We start from the raw sequence: 20,271 nt of genomic DNA on the forward strand, positions 1-20,271 counted from the left end.
GGTAATTGATAATAATTTTATAAATTTTTCAATTACCTTTACCTATTATCAACTGGAATTTTGATAGTAAATTTAGTCTCTTTCTGGGGTATAGACTGACAAGTCAAATAACCATCATGTTCTTCTACTATCACTTGATAACTAATTGCTAAACCCAGTCCTGTACCTTTACCCACAGGTTTCGTAGTAAAAAAAGGATTAAATATCTGATTTTGTAATTCTGGCTCAATTCCCAAACCATTATCTATAATATTTATCTCTATCCAATTATTATCAATTAATTTAGTGGTAATACAAATTGTCGGTGGTTGGATTTTCTCAGTTACATTTCCAGTCTTTTGTAATCTTGATTTTAACCAATGACCACTAATTACTAAATCCTCTATAGCATCAATAGAATTATTAATTATATTCATAAATACCTGATTAAGTTTAGAAGGATAACAAGTTATCTTTGGTAATTCACCATATTCTTTAATCACATGAATTTCTGGATATTGATAATGTCTACCTTGCAAGCGGTGTGACAACATCATTAAAGTGCTATCAATACCTTCATGGATATCAACTTTTTTGCTTTCAGCTTCATCAAGTCTAGAAAAGTTACGTAACAATTTGACAATTGACTGAATACGGTGTGTACCGAATTTCATAGAAGTGAGAATTTTATTGATATCTTCTACTATGAAATCTATATGCATAATTTTTCTTAAATATTGTAATTCTGGAGCAGTATCAGGATAATATTCACGATATTTTTCTACAAAATTCAGTAAAGTTTTAATATATTGTTCAAGATGTGGAATATTACCATTAATAAAATTAACAGGGTTATTAATTTCGTGAGCAACACCAGCAACTATTTGACCTAAACTAGACATTTTCTCAGATTGAATTAATTGAGCTTGGGTACGTTGCAACTCATTTAATGTTTCCATTAAAGCGGTCGTCCTTTCCTCAACTCTGCTTTCTAGTTCATGATTAACTTTCGATAGTGCTTCTTCGGCTTGTTTTCGTCTTTGAATTTCTTGTCCTAATTCTTCTATTTTTTTGTTGAGTAAAATAAAGTTAACATTGGAGTTTTTTCTCTCTTCTAGTCGCAGCAAAATTAGAGCTAAAGATTCATCTGACCAAGGTTTAACTACTGCCCCTTGAGAACGACAAGCTAATGAATTACCATTGCTATGATGTAAATTTAATGAACCTAAAACCATTGTCCGACTGGAAGCACAGGCTTTGAGATAAGTTGAAATTTTACTAGGTGGCTCTGTTACCAATTCTAAAATGGTTTTTTTTAGCAGTTCTTGACGGGTAAATCCCAGTATATCTGTTACTGGTTGATTAATTGCCAGTATTTTTCCCTGACTATTTAGTAAAAGTAAAGGTTCTGGCAAAACTCTGGCAAATTCAATAAATTGTTCAGGAGTCATGCTGTTATTATTCAATATTAAGAGTGAGACAGCATTGTCTTCAAACAGTTTTTAATAGTTTTCATACTCATACCATTATAAACCTTGGAAATATTCCCTACCTGTTGTTTCTTCTGATTCGGAAGTGGTTTTTAGATATACTACAATTTTACACCCATCTGCACCTCTGGCTATAGTCTCTTGTAACTCTACTTTAGCGTATCCTAAATTATCCGCTGCAATAGTCCCGAATACGTTTGAAGTCATCATACACATAGCTGGACGGTCTATGACTTTTTCTGCAAATGGGCAATGATGATTGCCAAAGACAATTTTGTCTTGACTTTCTTCGATCACATAAAAACTACCCTGAATTCTTTTTTTTAAGTCTACTAAAACCTCTTTTACTTGTTCACGGCTCAGTTTTTTTACTTCTAAGGCTGATTTATAATCTTGATTTATCTGTCTGCCCATGCTTTGACCAACTACGCTGATAAAACCAGAAGCTTCTTCCAACCCTACAATGTCTTGGAGTGTACCTGATAGTTCTCTGATTAGGGTACGTAGAAATACATCCCGTTCTAAGGGAATCTCAATCTTATCTAATGATTGTGTGATTTTTTGGTTCATAGGTTCATAAATCGTTAGCTGATAACTTTTGACATCTTTATCTTTTTCTGGTTGATCTGATTCCTAACTATTTTGCATTACCTACAAGCTCTTAGGAAACCGAAAAAATACAGCAGTTGAATAATTCAATGTTAAGTTTTAAAGCTCAGATTTTGTCTTTTTACCCCCACTTAAAAAATCCTGCCATTCTCTTCTTATTAATGAAAAATGGCAGGTTCTGTCTATCTCTATGGTTTTTATTGATGGCGGTATTGGGAATTGCAAAAACAATAGAGCCAAAAATTCAAACTACTTGATTTTTTGTTTAATGAATGTCACAACCTGAGCAAGCTGTTTCTTTAAACCATCAATTTCTGCTTGCATTTTGGCAATTTTGGCATTTAGTGCTTGAATTTCCGCTAAGGAAGCCCCTTCTGCCGATGCTGCTCCTACTACTTCTGTTGTTGCTGTTGCTGCTGCCGTTTTGCTCGCCTCTGGACGAGGTTTTTTAGCCGCCTTGGCCATGGATGACTTAATTGCAGTTATTAATTGCCTTTGGTCAAAGGGTTTGTTGAGAAATTCAAAATATTCAAATGGTTCGGGAATTTTTTCTGTTACTTCTTCCTTACGACCAGACATGATCACTAAAGGAATTTTTTTTAGCTCTGGTTGTGCTTGAATTTTTTGGAATACTTCCCAACCACTCATTTTAGGAAGTATAAAATCTAACATAATTAAGTTGATTTTTTCCTTGAGGATCAGGTCATATCCTTCTACACCATCTTTTGCTTCCAATACTTCAAAGTTGCCTGGAGGTAGCATTTCTCTTACTTTTACTCTGACAACTGCGGTGTCATCAATAACTAGAATTTTGTTGGCCACGACTGATTACTCTACTAAAGACTATAAGTTTAGATGGCTAGTGAGCCGATTGATATTAAGAATTCTCCCACTATATAGTTCCAAAAAGCATGGACATTTATATCATGCTGTTTTTTTACAGGGAGTAATCCCGATAGGGTGTAATACAACACTCTCTATCCCTGAGCTAAAAGCTTTTGGGTTACTCTGATTAAAATATTTAAACTACCATTCACATCAAACTAACCCTTTTAGTAGGAGGATTTGTGATTAATACTTATACCTCATTACACAGGGAAGTGCTGTATGTTAAATTCCGTAAATTTAGGCATAGTTAAAATATACACTAACATTCACCAAAACCAGTGTCAATGAAATTGTGTTAATTGTTTTACTTAACTATTGTTAATGAAAAATGATTTAATCAACAGCTTATGACTACTTCACAAGAACTGAGATCGGAAATTGCGGCTATGCCTAGTTGGTTACGTCGTTCGATTGGTAAAGCCAGTGAAATTTCTACTGTACAACGTATCATTAAGCAACGCCAAATTCATACGATTTGTGAAGAAGGCCGCTGTCCCAACCGGGGAGAATGTTATTCCCAGAAAACAGCTACGTTTTTACTTATGGGTCCGACTTGCACAAGGTCTTGTGCTTTTTGTCAGGTAGATAAAGGTCATGCACCAATGGCTGTTGATGAGGAAGAACCATACAAGGTGGCAGAGTCGGTAAAGCTGTTGGGATTACGCTATGTAGTATTGACTTCTGTAGCTCGTGATGATTTAGCTGATGGGGGTGCGGGTCATTTTGTCCAGACAATGGAGACAATTCGTCAACTAAACCCAGAAACACTGATAGAAGTCCTGACCCCAGATTTTTGGGGTGGTGCAGGTGTGGGTGAAAGTGGTCAAAAGCTAAGGATAGCTATGATTGTCAATGCTAAACCTGCCTGTTATAACCATAATGTGGAGACTGTAAAGCGGTTAACAGGCCCAGTACGACGGGGAGCAAAATACGAACGCTCATTGGCAGTTTTGGCAATGGTTAAAGAAATTGATGCCAGTGTGATGACTAAATCGGGTTTAATGCTGGGACATGGAGAAACTCAAGCAGAAATTATTGAAACAATGCAGGATCTGCGGGCTGTAGAATGCGATCGCCTCACCCTTGGTCAATATATGCGTCCTTCTTTAGAACATCTACCAGTGCAAAAATACTGGACACCAGCGGAATTTGAGGAACTGGGCAAGATAGCTGAGGACATGGGCTTTAGTCATGTTCGTTCCGGTCCCTTGGTTCGTAGTTCCTATCATGCTGGGGAAGATTAGATTGTATCGGCTCAATTGACCTACTCAATACCCACTAACCACAAACATTTTTAAAGATTCTGGCAAATTGGTGCTTATCTTTGCTATTTGTTAAAAAGTCATCAAATCAGGAGAATCAAAATTATGACTTCTAAAGGTAAAGCTGCTAAACCTTCCTATGTTTTCCGCGCTAGTTGGGCCTTGCTACTGTTGGCTGTTAACTTTTTAGTTGCAGCTTATTATTTTCAGGTCATTCAATAATTAGCTATCAGCGTTCAGCTATCAGCGTTCAGCTTTTTCATTTCGTGAGGCTGACTGCTGATTGCTGACTGCTTAAATTGTGCCTTTAAATAAACCTTTGGGGCGGATGAGCAGCACTAAAATCATGATGAATAAGGCAACACCCTGTTTGTATTGAGAACCCAGCCAAGGGGTACTAACTTCTTGGCAAATGCCGATGATCAAAGCTGCGATGATCGCACCGTAGGGGTTGCCGATACCGCCCACAATTACAGACGCAAATAAGGGCAAAATCAAAAACCAGCCCATATTGGGGCGTACAGCGGTAATTAAACCATACATACTTCCGCCTAAAGAAGTTAAAGTACCAGCAATTACCCAAGTCCAGAGAATTACTCTATCAACGTTAATACCAGAAACTCTGGCTAAGTCTAGATCATCGGCCACTGCACGCATAGCTTTACCAATTTTGGTGTTTTGTAATAGGTAATGCAAGGCAACAATTACCAATACGGCTAAACCTAATACCAATAATTGATTTTGCGGTACTCTTAATTCTCCAAATTCTAAGGCAGGGATGACAGGCAGATCATAGTTTTGGTTTTTGCCTCCCCAGATGAAAATAATCCCATTCCGCAGAAATAACGCTAGTCCAATGGAGATGATGATCAGCGTTGTGGAGGCAGCACGTATTGACCTCATTCGTGACCACAGTAATATTTCGGTCAGTAACATTGCGGTAACAGTTCCGGCTGCGGCTAAAATCATAGATAGCCAAATGTTCACATCTGAGCCATTTACAAGGAAAGTTAGGTAAGCACCCAAGGTGAGAAAATCACCGTGAGCAAAGTTAGATAACCGTAAAATTCCATAAGTGAGTGTTAGTCCTACTGCTGCCAGAGCAATAATACTACCTACGGCAATACCGTTAATAATTAGTTGAATTAGCTGTATATCCATCGTTTGTAGTTTTTGTGAAGAAAAAACATAATTGTGTAATTTAATAAAATAACTGGTTAATTAAGCGTTATAATTGACACTATCAGTTATGTTGTACAATTTAAAAAGATTTATCCGTTAATATACATAAAATATAGTTTATAATTTCCTGCCAGCTTAATTTATTTGGCGGTACATTTGGCCATGCAGCAGTCTTCAAGCTTACCAGAACACAACACCCAAATAGATGGAATGTCACAACTTTTGCAAACAAACCAGCAACTACAGGATCACTTGTGGTTGGAGAGTAGCTTGAATCAGTTGCAGAGTCGCCTCAATGATTTACTTGTATCTGTTAATACTCTACAACAAATTATTTCTACGGAAGTAGAAATTATGCAAACTGTAGTTAACGAAGTTGCCAAGGCTTTAAATAACGGTAAGCTAGGTTTAATCGAGTATGTCGTAGGTATTGCCCAATGTCAACCACAGGAGCTAGTAGGCAAGATTTCTTACCTTTGTAGTCTACCAACAACGGAGAAAACCAATCCATTAGCAAAATCCAAACCAAGTAAAAAGCCTGGGTTAAAATTACACGCTGTGATCAAATTAGAAGATTTGCAGGAGATGGAGAATCAAGAACCTGCAACTGCGTGGCGTTTAGGCGATAATTCTAGCAATATCATGACGTGGTTGATTATTGCTCAACCAGAGATAAACTCTCATTGCGTTGACTATCAGTGTTCATTTAATGAAGTGCGATCGCAATTTATTCACAGAACAGTCGAATATTTTAATACAGCATTAGCACAATTACGGCAAATCCAATTTTGGCAACAACGTTGTCAACAGTTAGCTAATTTTAATCAGGAATTAGAACGCACCAATCAACTTAAAAATCAGTTTTTAGCTAACACCAGTCATGAGATTCGCACACCTCTGAGTTCTATTATTGGATTTACTCATTTATTGTTAGCACAAGGTTATGAACCAGAGAGACAACGCCATCAAGAATATTTACATATTATCCAATCCAGCGGTAAACATTTACTAGAGCTAATTAATGATATTTTGGATCTTTCTAAAATAGAAGCTAACCAACTAGAAGTACAATGGGAAATCATTGATGTCCCGATATTATGTAAGAATGTTTTAGCTTTAGTTAAAGAAAAAGCTGCAAACAAAGGATTGAAACTATGTCTAGAAATCAGCGATGATGTTACCAATTTATTAGCTGATCCTTTGCGACTCAAGCAAATGCTGTTAAACCTATTATTTAATGCTGTTAAATTTACCAAATCGGGGAGTGTTGGTTTAAGAGTAGAAACCCAAAATTTATATTTGAAGTTTACAGTTTGGGATACTGGTATTGGCATTTCCCAAGAAAACCAATCTTTACTATTTCGTCCCTATAGTCAAATTATTGATCCTGGTGCTGATAGCAATGAAGGGACTGGTTTAGGATTAATGGTGACACAACAATTAGCCCAGATTCATGGTGGTTATTTAGAGTTAGAGTCAGAAGTAAATCAAGGTTCTGAGTTTACTATTATTCTTCCCCTCCAACCTGCGGGAAAAGTTATAGAAGCAATAGAGGCAAAAGCCCAGCAAGACTTAGAATTACAGCAACGAAAAAGCAATGTTTATGGCAATCCATCCTGTAATTATATTCCCAGTTCCTTACGAGAAATTGTGTTAGTAGAAGATGATTTAGCTAATGCTGAATTAATACGAATTTATCTAGGTAGATTAGGTTATCATGTGACTTGTGTTAAAAATGCCACAGCAATGTGGGATATTTTACCACAGATAAATCCAGCAGTAATACTAATGGATGTGATTCTACCAGATGAAAATGGTTTGAGTTTAGTAGAACAACTCAGAAAACATCCCCAATATCAAAATATTCATATAGTTGCCCAAACAGCAATGGCGATGAAAGGAGATAGAGAAACTTGTTTAGCGGCTGGTTTTGATGATTATATTTCTAAACCCATAGATTTAGAAATTTTGGGGGGGATAGTAGCTAAATACAGCAGAATTTAGAATTTAGAATTATGTTTTACAACGGGGATTTTAGCCCAACGCAAAACCCGTTGCTTGTAAAAGCAGGGGACTTTAACCCCCAAAGTTGCTTAAAATATTAGATGGATCGGCATGATGGGATTTAAGCAGAATGATGTTGGCAGAAAAATTAGAAAAATTAACAGCTTTATTTACAGAAATGGAGCAGGCCTTGATCGCTTATTCTGGCGGTGTTGATAGTACCTTGATAGCGAAAATTGGATTCGATGTGTTGGGCGATCGCGCTTTAGCTGTAACGGCGGTTTCTCCTTCCCTACTACCAGAAGAATTAGCAGATGCAACAGCACAAGCCGCAACTATCGGTATAGCTCATAAAATAGTTGATACCCATGAGATGGAAAATCCCAACTATACATCTAACCCTGTTAACCGCTGCTATTTTTGTAAAAGTGAATTACACGACACACTCAAGCCCTTGGCTTTAGAGTTAGGATATCCTTACGTGGTAGATGGGGTAAATGCAGACGATTTGCAAGACTATCGCCCTGGAATACAAGCTGCAAAAGAAAGAGGTGCGCGATCGCCCTTAGCAGAAATTGGGATTACCAAAGCCGAAGTTCGGCAACTTTCCCAACAACTCGGTTTACCTTGGTGGGATAAACCCGCCCAACCTTGTTTAAGTTCTCGCTTTCCCTACGGTGAAGAGATTACCATAGCCAAATTACAGCGAGTGGGTAGAGCAGAAATTTATTTAAGAAATCTGGGGTGGGATAATTTACGGGTACGTTCAGAAGCAGACACGGCCAGAATTGAACTACCACCAGAAAAAATTGCAGATTTTGTGAGCAAGACAGATTTACCCAACCTTGTAACAACATTTCAAAATTTAGGATTTATCTACGTGACTTTGGATTTAGAAGGTTATCGCAGTGGTAAATTAAACCAAGTTTTAAATCGGGAAGTTGTAGGCACCAAAAACTAAACAGGTGACAGGTGACAGATTTGAAGATTCGTTCATGTGCAAATTCAATATCTCTGAAAAGCTGACGATCTATTAGTTTTGACTTTTGAATTCTGCGAAGCGGTACTAGCGTTGAGCAACAATATATTCTATCTGCTCTAGGGCTGCTCGCCAGACATCATATCCTGCTGGTGATAAATGCAGCCCATCGGTACTTAATTCTGGACGTAAGCCACCATCAAAATCTGTAAACCAGTTGTGAATATTTAGATAACTAGCCTGTTCCTGTTTGGCAATTAAGGCTATCTGGGCGTTGAGATGACGGATACGTTGATTAGAGACTTGAGGACGACGAACAGGTAAAATTGACTGGACTATGATCTGACTTTTGGGGTGATTATATCGTAAGCTGCGAAGCATCCGCCGATAGTTAATTAAAATAGTTTGGTCACTCGTACCCTTGAGTAAGTCATTAATGCCAATCATCACATAAACAACTTCCGGTCTAGTTGTGGAAAAAGCCGTTAATCTTTTTACCAGTCCGGTGGAATTATCTCCTGATATTCCTTGATTGAGCCACAGTTTACCAGTAGGTAGTTTTTCTTTGGGAAACCACAAGCTTAATGAGTCTCCTACCAAGATACTCAACCTATTTGTACCTTGTCCTTGAGACATTGCTCTGGCTTCCATCGCTAATAACTTTTTCCAATCTTGATAAGTTAACTTTTGTTTTTTGGCTGACTTCCATAAAGGCTGTAAATCATCGTTGTCCAAACGAGTGTATATTTGACCGGTTTTTAGGGATGCCAATCGGAGATAGTACAATTGACTTCCAGAGACAGGAATTAACTGATTGGTTTGATAACTGAGGTTTGATGATGTTTTTCCGGCTTTTGGCTGGGTATCATTTGCCAATTGTGCCAGTAATATGTCCAGATTTGAACTATTTTTATTCTCCTGGGTTGGGGCAGTTTTTGATGGAGAGAGAACTGATTGACTAAATTCTGGCCAGGATGTATTCTTCGGAGTTACTGCTAAAAGAGAATTTTCTGGTTTGGAAAAATTTCGACTACTGAATTCTGGTAAAGAAATGTCAACTTTTGGAATGATTTTTTCACCGACTGGCAGTTGTGAACGCTGTTTTAAATCTCCCAAAAAGTCCGTATTTTCTGGGCGGATATTTGGCACTTTTGGCAAAGCAGATGTTGGTATTGCTAATCCCGTTAACAAGCTCGCAGCCAACAGATATGGTTCTTGCATCGTTTTTGATGTCCTTGTAAGTATTCACTGCTTTTCCTTATGACAGCCTGATTTAGCTGAATTCAGGAAAATTTTACTTTCCTTATGAGTGTATAAAAATCTCTCTAAAGGATGGGCTTATACTTACTTGCAGTATAAAAAATAACATTAAATAAAAAAATATTAAATTTTATTCTGTATACAATAACGTCGTTAAAAGTGCTAAGATTTATGCGAAGTCGTTAATGTTTCCTTTTAATTACGTGGCTAGAGCTAGTACCGCAATTGGAGTCAGTCCAGTAATCAAAGAGATTGTGCAAAAACAGGCACATTCTACCCGTTTGACATTGAAAGAGGTTATCCTCATGGGGATGTTGGCAATTGATAAGCTAGATGATCAAGGTCGTCAAGAATTGGCTGATCAAGTGCATCAAATGCAAGTCAATGGTGATATCTAAAATCGGTTTGAGAAGTTGCTGCTATCTGGTCTCAAGTACAGCCAAATTAACTGTACCCACAACAGTAGTAAAAACCAGCTTCTCATCTATTGACTTTGAGCTTAGTTAACAACAATTGCTCGTCAATTTGACCTCTTAGAATTCAAAAGACACCAGGTGGCTTTGTTGAGTAACATCAACAAAACCTATTCTTTTGAAATTAGGGAAGGGGCTAAAGATAAATTCTTTAGAATGCCCCTTCATTGGTTAAAAACTGAATAAATAACTCAGGTAAACTCTGAGGATAACAAACTAAATAAATCTCAACTAACGCTGATTTACGTAACCGTAAATCAGCTATGTTTTTTTATTAACTATCCCTCTTCTGTCTCCTTAATTAAAATTTATTCAATAATAATAGTCCTACCTGAAATGTTCCCACCACAAAACCTAAAATACCCCCTAGAGTAACAATTGCTTGTAGTTCATTTTTGACAATTCCTTCTATGGCAGCTTCTAGATCAGCGGGGGAGGTAGATTTTACTCTGTCAACAATCACCTGATCTATGGAGAGAATGGGGATGATTTGGGCAACTATAGCTTCTAAATCTCTTTCCAGATACTTTTCTAAAATTAGGGCTAACTCTTGGGATACCACTTCCAAAGAAGTATTAACTACTGGAGAACTTTGTAAGCGATTTAGCAATAATACTGAAATATTTTCCCAGTCCGCTGACTCAGTTAATTCCTGTAACAAATTGCCACCACTGGTTTGTAGGTAATTACGCACACTTTCTCTGGTGGTTTTCCTGAGTTGACGAACTGTACCAACTGGTAAATTTTGGAAAGATAAATCTTGGAACAGCTTTTTGAGGCGATCGCGCATTTGCAAGTCTTGGATGAGTTCCCGCAATCTTTCATTAGTGGCCTCTTTTTCATCTAAGCAAAAGGTTCTTAATCGGGTCAAAGTATTGCGTACACCGAATAAATTCGCTACAACCCAATAAGTACCGCTAGTTTTTTCTCTCAGGTTGTCGTCAATAGTTTGAATTGTCTTATCTGTCAAAAAATCTACTACAGCTTGTCTGAGAACATCTGGTGGTAAACCTGCTTCTAACAACCAGTCAGCTAACCGTTTAGCCTGTTCCTCAGTGAGTTGAAATTCTAATAATACTTGGTCAAAAATCTGGTTAATTTGCGCTTCTAAAAAATTTTCTTGTCGTGCCAAAACTTTGAGGAGACGGGGTAAAGATTCTCCTAATAAATCTCGCAAAATACTGGCGACAACTTTGATACTTTTTTGGTTTGTATCTCCCTGAACTTGCTCAATTGCTAGTTGCAATAGCCAGAGAATAGCACTTTGCACCCGTTCTGTTTCTAAAAGTCGCTTGGCCAGTTTTTGTAGTTCTTCTGGGGTTAACAAAGACCCCATAATAGTATTAGAAATATTTTTTGCTAACCGTTCCTGATTACGGGGAATCAATCCGGGAGTAAAAGGTACTCTGCGCCCAAATACATAAATAGAGCGATAAGGGCGAAATAGCATTTTGATGGCTATATCATTGGTGAAATAGCCGATAATTCCACCCAAAATTGGGGGCGATACATAAAGCCAGAGATGTGACCAATCCACAGTATTTTGGATTAGAGGGTTACGATTTATGAACTACTAACACTCCCATCATACCGTTAGAAATGGGGTAGTGTGTGATGTTGACAAAACCTGCTTGTTGTGATATCTCGACTTGTTTTTTACCACTAGGGAAGCGGTCGAGACTGGGGCTAATATAAGCATATTCGTCTTTTACACCTAAATTAGTGGCTAGGGGAACGACGAGATGATCTAAATACCACTGCTGAAACGTGCGGAAAATTTGGTTACTAGGACGATGGAAATCTAAAATAGCTGCTTTTTTTCCGGGTTTAAGGACGCGATAAATTTCTTGGAGACTAAGAGGAATATCTTTAACATTTCTGAGACCATAACCCATGGTGATGGCATCAAATTGGTTGTCTTCAAAGGGTAATTTGAGGACATCAGCTTCTATCCAAGTGATCGGGGGTTGGGGGTAATATTTTTGACTGCGTTCTTGGGCAGCGGCGAGTAAGTTACAGGAGAAGTCTACACCATAAACTGTTCCTGTATGTCCTACACGACGGGCTAGTTGAAAAGTTAAATCACCACTACCACAACACAAATCTAAACAAGTATCTCCTGGTTTAGCCGCACTCCATTTGACTGTCATTTCTTTCCAGATGCGGTGTTGTCCCAGACTTAACCAATCGTTGAGTTGGTCGTAAACTGGGGCAATGCGGTTAAAAATTTCACGGACTTCTTGATTGATGGGTGGTGGGTTATTGGTCATTCGATTTTGGATTTTTGTTTGTCAATTGTTAGTTTTTAGTTTTTATCTGTTATTTGTGATCTGGCTACTGGAAAGGGCGATCGCTACTAACTGTACAGACAAATGAATAAGTTTCAGCTCATCTTCCCTTAAATTACAAGGTTGTTGCCACTGTAGTGATAATACTCCTAACATTTTTTTTCGATAAATAATCGGGATCACTAAATGGGCTTGGACTCCAGCTGCTAGGTAGTGACCAAGGGTATTAAGATTAGGGTCTTGAGGTATATTTAAAGAGGATTGAATTTGACCTGTGGCGATCGCTGCTGTTGCTAATGGATCTTCTGATAGCCAGTTTTCTACAACACTAGCTTTACTGTAAATACCTTGGGTTTCAATTAGACTATTGCTTGCCATAAGTTGGACAATACAGCCATCTGTATGGAAACTTTTACTAAAGGCTTTAGCGATGGGAGCAAGAATGTCTTCGGAACTAGAAGCTGCTTGGGTAACTTCCACCAAAACAGTCAAAAGTTGCATTTGACTATTAGCACGGCGTAATTCTTCTGTCCTTTGTTTAAGCAAATCATAGGTTGCTGCCGCTCTTTGTACCACTTCCTTGAGTTCTCCAGAGTCCCAAGGTTTGGTAATGTACTTAAAAACTTGACCAGCATTAATAGCTTCTACTAAATCTTCAATATCAGTAAAACCTGTGAGGATAATTCTGACTGTATCGGGAAATTGGGGTAAAGTCCGGCTGAGAAATTCCGTTCCTTTCATTTCCGGCATTCTTTGATCGGAGATAATTACCGCTACCTCTCCCTCTTCCTCCAAAAGTTCTAAAGCTGTGACACCACTTTCTGCTTTGAGGACATTAAAGTCACGACGAAAGGTACGATAGAGTAGATCAAGGTTATCTGGCTCATCATCAACGACTAAAATTTTCATTTTTTTGGCACGAGTTCGACTACTTAACTGAGAACGTACTTGTTCAATTTCTAAATTTTGGTTATCCATAAGTTCTTTTATCTGCTCTTGACACTTTTGTTATATTCCATACCGAGTAATGCTGAACATAATATTGAGATTGAGACTTTCACTATTAATTATGCAGATAGTGAGAGATGAAAATAATACTTGCTGTTCAGATTAAGCTGTAACATATTTTAGTTACACCTTGATTGATATGGTAGGCAAATTTAAGCTAATGCTACCAGTAGATAAAATCAATTGTTAAAAATTTACTAATCACCATATTAAATTTAAGCTTGCACTTCCGATTATGACTGAACTACCATCTAACACTCAAGATACTGAGAATGCTACTAATGATACCGCACAGGAACTATTAGTCAAACTTAGACAAAAACAAGGTAATTGGGTGGAATGGGGTCATGCGATCGCCCAACTACAAAAAAGCGCTTATAACCCCCAGGAAATCTTTGAAGCGACTGGATTTGAGCCAATTCAACAAAATCAGGTAATTGTTGGCGCTCAGGTTTACAGTTCTTTAGAAAAGTTTGGTGCATCAGCAGATACCCTGGCATATTATGGTCAAAGAGCTAGTGATATTCTCTATGAACTGCGGTTACTAACTCAAGAAGACCGAGCTACCGCTGCTGATTTGATTTTTTACCATAAACTAGATGTAGACGAAGCGCGGGAAGTTGCTAAAGCAATTAAAGATTTTTCTCGGTTTTCTACTCCCCCCCAAGGTTTTACCAACCATCCAGGGGATGCAGTAGCTTATCAAGTTTGGAAATTAGCTAGACAAAACTCTGATTTACAAGAGAGATCACGCTTAATTGCTAAGGGTTTGCGCTTTGTAAATTCCCCCACAGCTAGGAAACAAATAGAACAACTATTAACAGATTTTACCGTAGTTCCCCAACGTCCTGCTCCACTTCTGCCCTTTTTCCGCCTAGAATCAGACGAAGAATTGCCCAGAATCGTACCTGTGGTGGGAGAATTACCGCTAACACCCCAAGCTGTTCAAAGTGTACCCATAATTACGGAAGTTGAACCATTTAAAATAGTCAAATTTGCTGGGGAACAAGCATTGGTATCTTTACCTGGTTGGCAAATATTAAGAGCATCAGAAGATCCAGTAGTAATTATTGCCAGTAGTGATATTTTTCCCAGTCCTACCCAAACTCGAATAGAACCAGTTTTAGTAGTAATAGATCGCGCTCAAACAGATTGGGATGCTTCCAGTTATTTTGCATTTGATAATTCTGGAGAAGTTGATTTTCAATGGTTTGAAACTGCACCAGAAAACACTTTGTTAGGGAAAATAATTATTATTTTACGTCCTAAGAAGGTTCTCGATGAAGAATTTACTAAAGATGCTTGGCAAATTGATGAGTAATGTTTGGTGATTGGGGAAAAGGTAATTAATAAAAACTTTCACCTGTCACCTATAATTACACCGATATAATTGATAGGGAAAGCGGCCAGTGCGGTGGTAGTGGTTAGTGTCTATATTGCACATAGTTTTTGCAGTTATAGCAAACTCTGGAGCAAAGTTTTCTCTTCTGATACTTGAACCAATAAACCATAAATTAAATTGAGATTTGTTGGGGGTAGAAAAGTTAGCCAGTTTCTGATCAAGATTAGATAAATCAAAAGAATTATCTATAAAAGCTAAACTATCTTGATTTTGTTGATTATGACTTCTTTCATTTTCTAAAGCTACAGCAAAACTTAAACCTCCAGCTACATCTTGATAATTATCATATTTTATAACTAACATTAACGGTATATCAGGTTCTAAATTCATATTTCTAGCAACTTGATCTGGGAAAAATGGTTTTTGAAATGTGAGATTGTTCACTACAAAAATACAACTAATTATGCCAACACTTAAAAATATATATTTGGAAACTTTTAGTTTTTCCAACCCAACTGCGAAGAGAGCGCAGAAACTAGGATAATAAACAAAACTATAACGAGGAACAATCGTAATATCTTTACCTAAAAAATAGGCAATAACAAAGAATTGCAATAAGACAAAAAAGATGAAACTACTAAACGTGAAGATAGAAAAATGTGTTGTATGATTAAACCATAAAGAAACCAGATTTTTAAAAACTTTGTATCCCATCCAGAGGGTAAATGTCACCATTAAAAAACCAGAAATAACTTGAATAATTAAAGTTTGGTTTTCCACTGGGAGAGTAATAATCATTAATACCCAGTTGAGTAAAGTTTGATAAATCGGTTCAACGTGTTGAGGAGATGGTAACCAGTTGGTTTCTGATTTACGAAGATGGCTAAATATGATTAGTACCCAGGGAATGAAAGCAATAATAATAGTGCTAATTGAAAGAATGAAATATAAACAAACTTTTGGGAAATTAATGATTTTTTCTCTAACTCGGTAAATTAGTAATAACAGAGTAAAAATTTCCGCATTGAGAGAGAGAGTAAAAAAATAGTGAATATAAAGCCCAATACTATTAATAACTGCCCATAATAACCAAAATCGAAATCGAGAATCATGATTTAAAAAGATATCTTGTTGAATTTTAATCAGGAAAAATAATGATAAAATAATTAAAAGCATAGGTAATGTATAGTGCCTTGCTTCTTGGGATAGATAAACAGCAAAAGGTGATAAAGCCATTAATAATGCTGCCATAATTCCAGATTTACTAGAAAAGGCAATACTATTAACACTGTACATTGCTATGATAGAAGTTACACCAAATAAAGCAGGGAGAAACCGCAATTTTATCACCCAATTTATATCCCATGAATTTAACCATCCTAACCACCCATACATTCCACAGAAAAACAATGGTGGATGGGTAGAATCATTAGCCAAATTTTCAGCAATTTCTGAACAACTAACTCCAGGCTGCCAAGTAAAAATTTCTGGTAATTGTTGGATTGGAAAAACAACATCTAAAGGTATATCACTGTAATTTCTACCCAAGCTAAAAATAGCGGTAATGATTTCATCTAACCAGAGTGATTTTAAATCTAAATGCCAAAATCGTAGTACAGTTCCCAAGAGAATCACAGCAGTTAAATAGATGTAAGTTTGATAATTTTTCATGAAGTATTTATCTTGTTATTCTATGTGTGGAGTGGTTCATAATTCCGTAATTTGTGTATAGGTCATAGAGAAAAAATAACCGCAGATAAACGCAGATGGTTGGATGAATTTTATGGTTTACTTTAGCCTCACATCTTAGAAATCTGGTTGAGAAAATGTCAAAATATAAATGCAAATAAATCATAAATCAATATTGTACATTTTTACACCATCGTCAAAATAAAAGATAAAATTAGAACCTGGAATTATGTCAAAAGATAACTTTACAGATACAGAAGCTCATCTAGAAACAGCGGAGACTACAGCATCATCTATAACTAGGTTATGGGAAAACATTAACAAAATTCGGGATAAATTGCGACCTGGACAAACCCAGATGGCCGACTGGGAAACAGGCCCACTTGCTGTATCTGCTGTTCCTGGTGCTGGTAAATCTACGGGGATGGCCGCTGCTGCTGCTATAGCTATAGCACGTCAATATATTCTTGCTGAAAATACAGATAATAAAAATTTTCGTCAGTTAGTTGTTGTTACTTTTACTCGTTCCGCTGCTGCTAATTTAAAAGCTAAAATCCGCAAGGAATTAAAAGAATTATCTTTACCACAAACAGGTTTTGATGTTTATACCTTACATGGTTTAGCTTTTGATATTGCCCGTCGTTATCCTGATTTATCGGGATTACAGTTAGAAAATGCCACATTAATTACTCCTAACCAAAGTCATCGTTTTATTCGTTTAGCAGTGGAAGAATGGATAAATAAACATCCAGAAATGTATCACAGATTGTTAGAAGGTCAACAGTTTGATGGGGAAGAAACAGAAAAATTACGTCGTCAGTCAGTGCTAAGAACGGAAATATTACCAGATTTAGCTTATACGGTAATTCATGAAGCTAAAAGTTCAGGAATATTACCATCGAAATTATATGAATGGAGTGAGAAAACCCAGAATAATTATCAGATTTTACGTATGTCAGCAGGACTGTATGAAGAGTACCAAAAAATTATGTATTTAGAGGATTTTTATGATTATGATGATATGATTTTGGCTGCATTGAAGGTATTAGAAAATAAGGAAACTCTCAGGAATGAGAAAAACAAAATTTTTGCAGTTTTTGAAGATGAAGCTCAGGATTCTAGTCAACTTCAAACACAACTTTTAGAAACATTAGCAACCGATGATCAATCAATACTTAATTTAGTCAGAGTTGGTGATCCAAATCAAGCAATTAACTCTACTTTTACTCCTGCTGATCCGATTTATTTTCGTGAGTTTTGTAAAAGCTGTGAAAATGATCAAAGACTAGCTACTATGAATCAAGCTGGTCGTAGTAGTCGGATTATTATTGATGCGGCTAATTTTGCTTTAGAGTGGATAAATAGTCAAGGGTTAAGTCAATGGTTAGCTAAAAATAAATATAGAGAAAAACCATTTTTAGAACAAAAAATTCAGCTTGTTAATGTTAATGATCCTCAAGAAAATGCAAATCCGCCAGCAGTCGGTAAAGGTTTAGAATTATATACACCAAGTGATATTAAGCATACTGTTGAGTTAATTTCCCAGCGAGTTATTGAGTTATTTCAGGATAATTCAGAAGCTTGTGGTGCTGTGTTAGTAAGGGAAAATCGCCAAGGTAGATGGTTAGCTGAAGCTTTAAAACCGATATTTCAAGAAAATAAGATTAAACTCTATGATGTGGGAGAACAAGAAAGACGTTCTCATGTTCCTCAAGAGATTTTATCATTATTGCAATTTTGCGATCGCCCCCATTCACCTGATTACTTAAAAGCAACTTTAAATGTATTAGTTAAACGGAGGTTAATTCCCACTCAAGATATTAACACTTTAGCCATTGTACCAGAAGAATTTTTATATCCTAGTCCTTTAACCAAACCCCAATCAGAAATAGTACAAACCGCTGCCCATTTATGTCGTAGTTTGTTACGTGCTAAGTTAGAATTACCCACTTATCATATAATTTCTTTTTTAGCTTTAACTTTAAAATATGACCAAACAGAATTAGCGACAGCGGATAAATTAGCTGAGAGGGTAAATATACAACTGATTGGCAATAATTCCATGGATGCAATGTTAAAAGCTTTAAGTGAAATTGTTAATTCTGAAAGGTTTGAACCAGTTGATCCAGAAAATGTAGAAGCACAATATACTAAAAAAGGTCAATTAACAATTATCACCATGCACAAAGCTAAAGGCTTAGATTGGGATTATGTATTTTTGCCTTTTTTGCATGAAAATTTAATTCCTGGGAGATTTTGGCTTCCTCCTCAAGGTAAATTTTTAGGCGATTTTATTTTACCAGAAGTTGCCCGCGCTCAAATTCGGGCTGCACTCCATAAAAACGGAGAAAATATACCCAATGTTAACCAAGCTGCGGAGGATGCAAAATATTTAAAAATGGCAGAAGAATATCGTTTACTTTATGTTGCCATGACCAGGGCAAAAAAGTTATTATGGATGTCTGCGGCTAAACAAGCACCTTTTACTTGGAGTAAACCGAATAATGTCCAAGATGCTGACCCTTGTCCTGCTTTTATAGCTTTAAAAAAGAAGTTTTTAGAACATAGGATGTAAGAGTACCAGCGAGCGCAAAAACTACATCAGTTTTTCTATTTTCTCGACTCTCAGGTTATATCTAAATTTAATTATTAGTAGATTCGGGAACAAAATCGTGATAAAAACAGTAGATCAATATGTATAGCTTTTATAGATTAGACAGAAAAAAGATTATGTTATCCAATCTCAAAACTCACAGTAAATTATCAAAATCAATAGTTTTTACCCTAGCTTTGACTGGTTTGTTAACTGGTGGGATAAATATTATTAACAATAATACATCTGTAGCTATTCCCAAAACAGGACAGACAATTGTAGCCCAAAATCAAAATCTGCTGTCCAGAAATCTTACTAGTAAAATATTAAAGGATGCTGCTGTGCGTTCTGGTGAGAAAATCACAGATGTAAAAATTTCTCAAGTTACTCCGACAACTTTTAGTAATCTTTGTCGGTTTAAGTTTGGGGAGTTCTGTACTCAGGAATTTAATCCTATTCAGGGTTGGATAGTAGTTGTTAAGGTCAAAGGACAATCTTGGAATTATCATGTTAATCAAGCATCGGAAATTGTTATTGATCCCAAAATTAGTTTTTTTAACGTTTCTCAATTACCTAGAAATATAGCTAACAAAGTTTTTAATGATGCAGCTAAACGTGCAGGTGTAGATAAATCCGATATTACTCTTGTGCGTTCTACTCAAAAAGTATTTGGTAATTCCTGTGAGTTTAAATTTGGTGAAGTTTGTACCAAAATCTACAAACCTGTAGAAGGCTGGGAAGTAGTTATTAGGGTAAGAACAGAATCTTGGACTTATCATGTGAATAAGTCGGGTTCACAAATGGTTCTTGATCCCAAAATAAAAGCTGTTGAAGGCGCTGAATTACCAAAAAGAATTACTGAAAAAATTCTCAGTGATGCTTATCAACGTACTCGTTTAGAAACTTTAGGTATCAAAGTTGTGCGTAGTGTACAAAAAACTTTTAGTAATTCCTGTGTGTTTAATTTTGGTGAAGTCTGTACCCAACAATATGATCCGATTGAGGGTTGGGAAGTTGTAGTTAAGGTACAACGAGAGTTCTGGACTTATCATGTTGATAAAAGTGGTTCACGTCTTGTTTTAGATCCCAAGGTTGTAGCTAATTTGCAGAATTGACAATTTACAACTTAGAGAGGAGATTTGCACCAACCGCCTATGAGAGCAAATCTCCTGTAGCGTAAGTTCCGTTATGCCCTACCGTACCGAGTCCTAGTGTCAGAGTATTG

The 20,271-nt window shown here is 36.7% G+C and carries 17 protein-coding genes; 8 read left to right on the top strand and 9 right to left on the bottom strand.

Annotated elements, in window-relative coordinates; translation table 11 throughout:
* Positions 1-38: 38 nt before the first annotated feature.
* The 3 genes from WJM97_RS06040 to WJM97_RS06050 form a co-directional block, all read right to left on the bottom strand.
* A complete protein-coding gene (locus tag WJM97_RS06040; protein ID WP_353932140.1) occupies positions 39-1,430 on the bottom strand; it encodes an ATP-binding protein in 1,392 nt (463 codons plus the stop codon).
* A gap of 75 nt (positions 1,431-1,505) precedes the next feature.
* Positions 1,506-2,039 carry a methanogen output domain 1-containing protein gene (locus WJM97_RS06045; RefSeq protein ID WP_353932141.1) on the bottom strand — a complete coding sequence of 178 codons (534 nt, stop codon included), beginning with the start codon at positions 2,037-2,039 and terminating at the stop codon, positions 1,506-1,508.
* Positions 2,040-2,327: 288 nt separating this feature from the next.
* On the bottom strand, positions 2,328-2,900 hold the full coding sequence (locus WJM97_RS06050; protein ID WP_353932142.1) for a response regulator: 573 nt from the start codon (positions 2,898-2,900) through the stop codon (positions 2,328-2,330).
* A 413-nt stretch (positions 2,901-3,313) separates the two neighbouring features.
* On the opposite strand from WJM97_RS06050, the gene lipA reads away from it, so the two are divergent.
* Positions 3,314-4,210, top strand: coding sequence for a lipoyl synthase (gene lipA, locus WJM97_RS06055; protein ID WP_353932143.1), 897 nt, complete (start codon positions 3,314-3,316; stop codon positions 4,208-4,210).
* Between the two features lie 123 nt (positions 4,211-4,333).
* Positions 4,334-4,450 (top strand): photosystem I protein PsaX, encoded by a 117-nt coding sequence (gene psaX, locus WJM97_RS06060; protein ID WP_353932144.1) that lies wholly within the window; start codon positions 4,334-4,336, stop codon positions 4,448-4,450.
* 72 nt (positions 4,451-4,522) lie between these two features.
* Here psaX and WJM97_RS06065 read toward each other — a convergent pair whose 3' ends face one another.
* Positions 4,523-5,389 (bottom strand): branched-chain amino acid ABC transporter permease, encoded by an 867-nt coding sequence (locus WJM97_RS06065; protein WP_353932145.1) that lies wholly within the window; start codon positions 5,387-5,389, stop codon positions 4,523-4,525.
* A 183-nt stretch (positions 5,390-5,572) separates the two neighbouring features.
* Here WJM97_RS06065 and hrmK point away from each other — a divergent pair, with 183 nt between their 5' ends.
* Complete coding sequence (gene hrmK, locus WJM97_RS06070; RefSeq protein WP_353932146.1) at positions 5,573-7,414, top strand: hybrid histidine kinase/response regulator HrmK; 1,842 nt, start codon at positions 5,573-5,575, stop codon at positions 7,412-7,414.
* 130 nt (positions 7,415-7,544) lie between these two features.
* Positions 7,545-8,375, top strand: coding sequence for an ATP-dependent sacrificial sulfur transferase LarE (gene larE / locus WJM97_RS06075; protein ID WP_353932147.1), 831 nt, complete (start codon positions 7,545-7,547; stop codon positions 8,373-8,375).
* A gap of 105 nt (positions 8,376-8,480) precedes the next feature.
* On the opposite strand, the gene WJM97_RS06080 is transcribed toward larE, so the two are convergent.
* A complete protein-coding gene (locus WJM97_RS06080) occupies positions 8,481-9,614 on the bottom strand; it encodes an SGNH/GDSL hydrolase family protein (protein WP_353932148.1) in 1,134 nt (377 codons plus the stop codon).
* A 224-nt stretch (positions 9,615-9,838) separates the two neighbouring features.
* On the opposite strand from WJM97_RS06080, the gene WJM97_RS06085 reads away from it, so the two are divergent.
* Positions 9,839-10,051, top strand: a complete 213-nt coding sequence (locus tag WJM97_RS06085; RefSeq protein ID WP_353932149.1) for a hypothetical protein — start codon at positions 9,839-9,841, stop codon at positions 10,049-10,051.
* A gap of 376 nt (positions 10,052-10,427) precedes the next feature.
* Here WJM97_RS06085 and WJM97_RS06090 read toward each other — a convergent pair whose 3' ends face one another.
* The 3 genes from WJM97_RS06090 to WJM97_RS06100 form a co-directional block, all read right to left on the bottom strand.
* On the bottom strand, positions 10,428-11,663 hold the full coding sequence (locus WJM97_RS06090) for a DUF445 family protein (RefSeq protein ID WP_353932150.1): 1,236 nt from the start codon (positions 11,661-11,663) through the stop codon (positions 10,428-10,430).
* A 19-nt stretch (positions 11,664-11,682) separates the two neighbouring features.
* On the bottom strand, positions 11,683-12,375 hold the full coding sequence (gene ubiE / locus WJM97_RS06095) for a bifunctional demethylmenaquinone methyltransferase/2-methoxy-6-polyprenyl-1,4-benzoquinol methylase UbiE (RefSeq protein WP_353933118.1): 693 nt from the start codon (positions 12,373-12,375) through the stop codon (positions 11,683-11,685).
* 63 nt (positions 12,376-12,438) lie between these two features.
* Complete coding sequence (locus WJM97_RS06100) at positions 12,439-13,392, bottom strand: response regulator (protein ID WP_353932151.1); 954 nt, start codon at positions 13,390-13,392, stop codon at positions 12,439-12,441.
* Between the two features lie 265 nt (positions 13,393-13,657).
* On the opposite strand from WJM97_RS06100, the gene WJM97_RS06105 reads away from it, so the two are divergent.
* Positions 13,658-14,743, top strand: coding sequence for a RuBisCO accumulation factor 1 (locus WJM97_RS06105; protein WP_353932152.1), 1,086 nt, complete (start codon positions 13,658-13,660; stop codon positions 14,741-14,743).
* 45 nt (positions 14,744-14,788) lie between these two features.
* Here WJM97_RS06105 and WJM97_RS06110 read toward each other — a convergent pair whose 3' ends face one another.
* A complete protein-coding gene (locus WJM97_RS06110; protein WP_353932153.1) occupies positions 14,789-16,435 on the bottom strand; it encodes a glycosyltransferase family 39 protein in 1,647 nt (548 codons plus the stop codon).
* A gap of 247 nt (positions 16,436-16,682) precedes the next feature.
* On the opposite strand from WJM97_RS06110, the gene WJM97_RS06115 reads away from it, so the two are divergent.
* Both WJM97_RS06115 and WJM97_RS06120 read left to right on the top strand, forming a co-directional pair.
* Positions 16,683-19,028 carry an ATP-dependent helicase gene (locus tag WJM97_RS06115; RefSeq protein WP_353932154.1) on the top strand — a complete coding sequence of 782 codons (2,346 nt, stop codon included), beginning with the start codon at positions 16,683-16,685 and terminating at the stop codon, positions 19,026-19,028.
* Positions 19,029-19,183: 155 nt separating this feature from the next.
* Complete coding sequence (locus WJM97_RS06120) at positions 19,184-20,161, top strand: hypothetical protein (RefSeq protein ID WP_353932155.1); 978 nt, start codon at positions 19,184-19,186, stop codon at positions 20,159-20,161.
* The last annotated feature ends 110 nt before the right edge of the window (positions 20,162-20,271 follow it).

It is taken from the genome of Okeanomitos corallinicola TIOX110 (assembly GCF_038050375.1).
GTDB classification, from domain to species: Bacteria; Cyanobacteriota; Cyanobacteriia; order Cyanobacteriales; family Nostocaceae; genus Okeanomitos; species Okeanomitos corallinicola.

What these genes read in the sequence shown, in the direction of transcription:
- WJM97_RS06120 (WP_353932155.1), top strand. Translation starts at nt 19,184, where the DNA reads ATGTTATCCAATCTCAAAACTCACAGTAAATTATCAAAATCAATAGTT.
- WJM97_RS06080 (WP_353932148.1), bottom strand. Translation starts at nt 9,614, where the DNA reads ATGCAAGAACCATATCTGTTGGCTGCGAGCTTGTTAACGGGATTAGCA.
- WJM97_RS06065 (WP_353932145.1), bottom strand. Translation starts at nt 5,389, where the DNA reads ATGGATATACAGCTAATTCAACTAATTATTAACGGTATTGCCGTAGGT.
- lipA (WP_353932143.1), top strand. Translation starts at nt 3,314, where the DNA reads ATGACTACTTCACAAGAACTGAGATCGGAAATTGCGGCTATGCCTAGT.
- psaX (WP_353932144.1), top strand. Translation starts at nt 4,334, where the DNA reads ATGACTTCTAAAGGTAAAGCTGCTAAACCTTCCTATGTTTTCCGCGCT.
- WJM97_RS06045 (WP_353932141.1), bottom strand. Translation starts at nt 2,039, where the DNA reads ATGAACCAAAAAATCACACAATCATTAGATAAGATTGAGATTCCCTTA.
- WJM97_RS06085 (WP_353932149.1), top strand. Translation starts at nt 9,839, where the DNA reads ATGTTTCCTTTTAATTACGTGGCTAGAGCTAGTACCGCAATTGGAGTC.
- WJM97_RS06040 (WP_353932140.1), bottom strand. Translation starts at nt 1,430, where the DNA reads ATGACTCCTGAACAATTTATTGAATTTGCCAGAGTTTTGCCAGAACCT.
- WJM97_RS06105 (WP_353932152.1), top strand. Translation starts at nt 13,658, where the DNA reads ATGACTGAACTACCATCTAACACTCAAGATACTGAGAATGCTACTAAT.
- WJM97_RS06100 (WP_353932151.1), bottom strand. Translation starts at nt 13,392, where the DNA reads ATGGATAACCAAAATTTAGAAATTGAACAAGTACGTTCTCAGTTAAGT.
- larE (WP_353932147.1), top strand. Translation starts at nt 7,545, where the DNA reads ATGATGTTGGCAGAAAAATTAGAAAAATTAACAGCTTTATTTACAGAA.
- WJM97_RS06115 (WP_353932154.1), top strand. Translation starts at nt 16,683, where the DNA reads ATGTCAAAAGATAACTTTACAGATACAGAAGCTCATCTAGAAACAGCG.
- hrmK (WP_353932146.1), top strand. Translation starts at nt 5,573, where the DNA reads ATGCAGCAGTCTTCAAGCTTACCAGAACACAACACCCAAATAGATGGA.
- WJM97_RS06110 (WP_353932153.1), bottom strand. Translation starts at nt 16,435, where the DNA reads ATGAAAAATTATCAAACTTACATCTATTTAACTGCTGTGATTCTCTTG.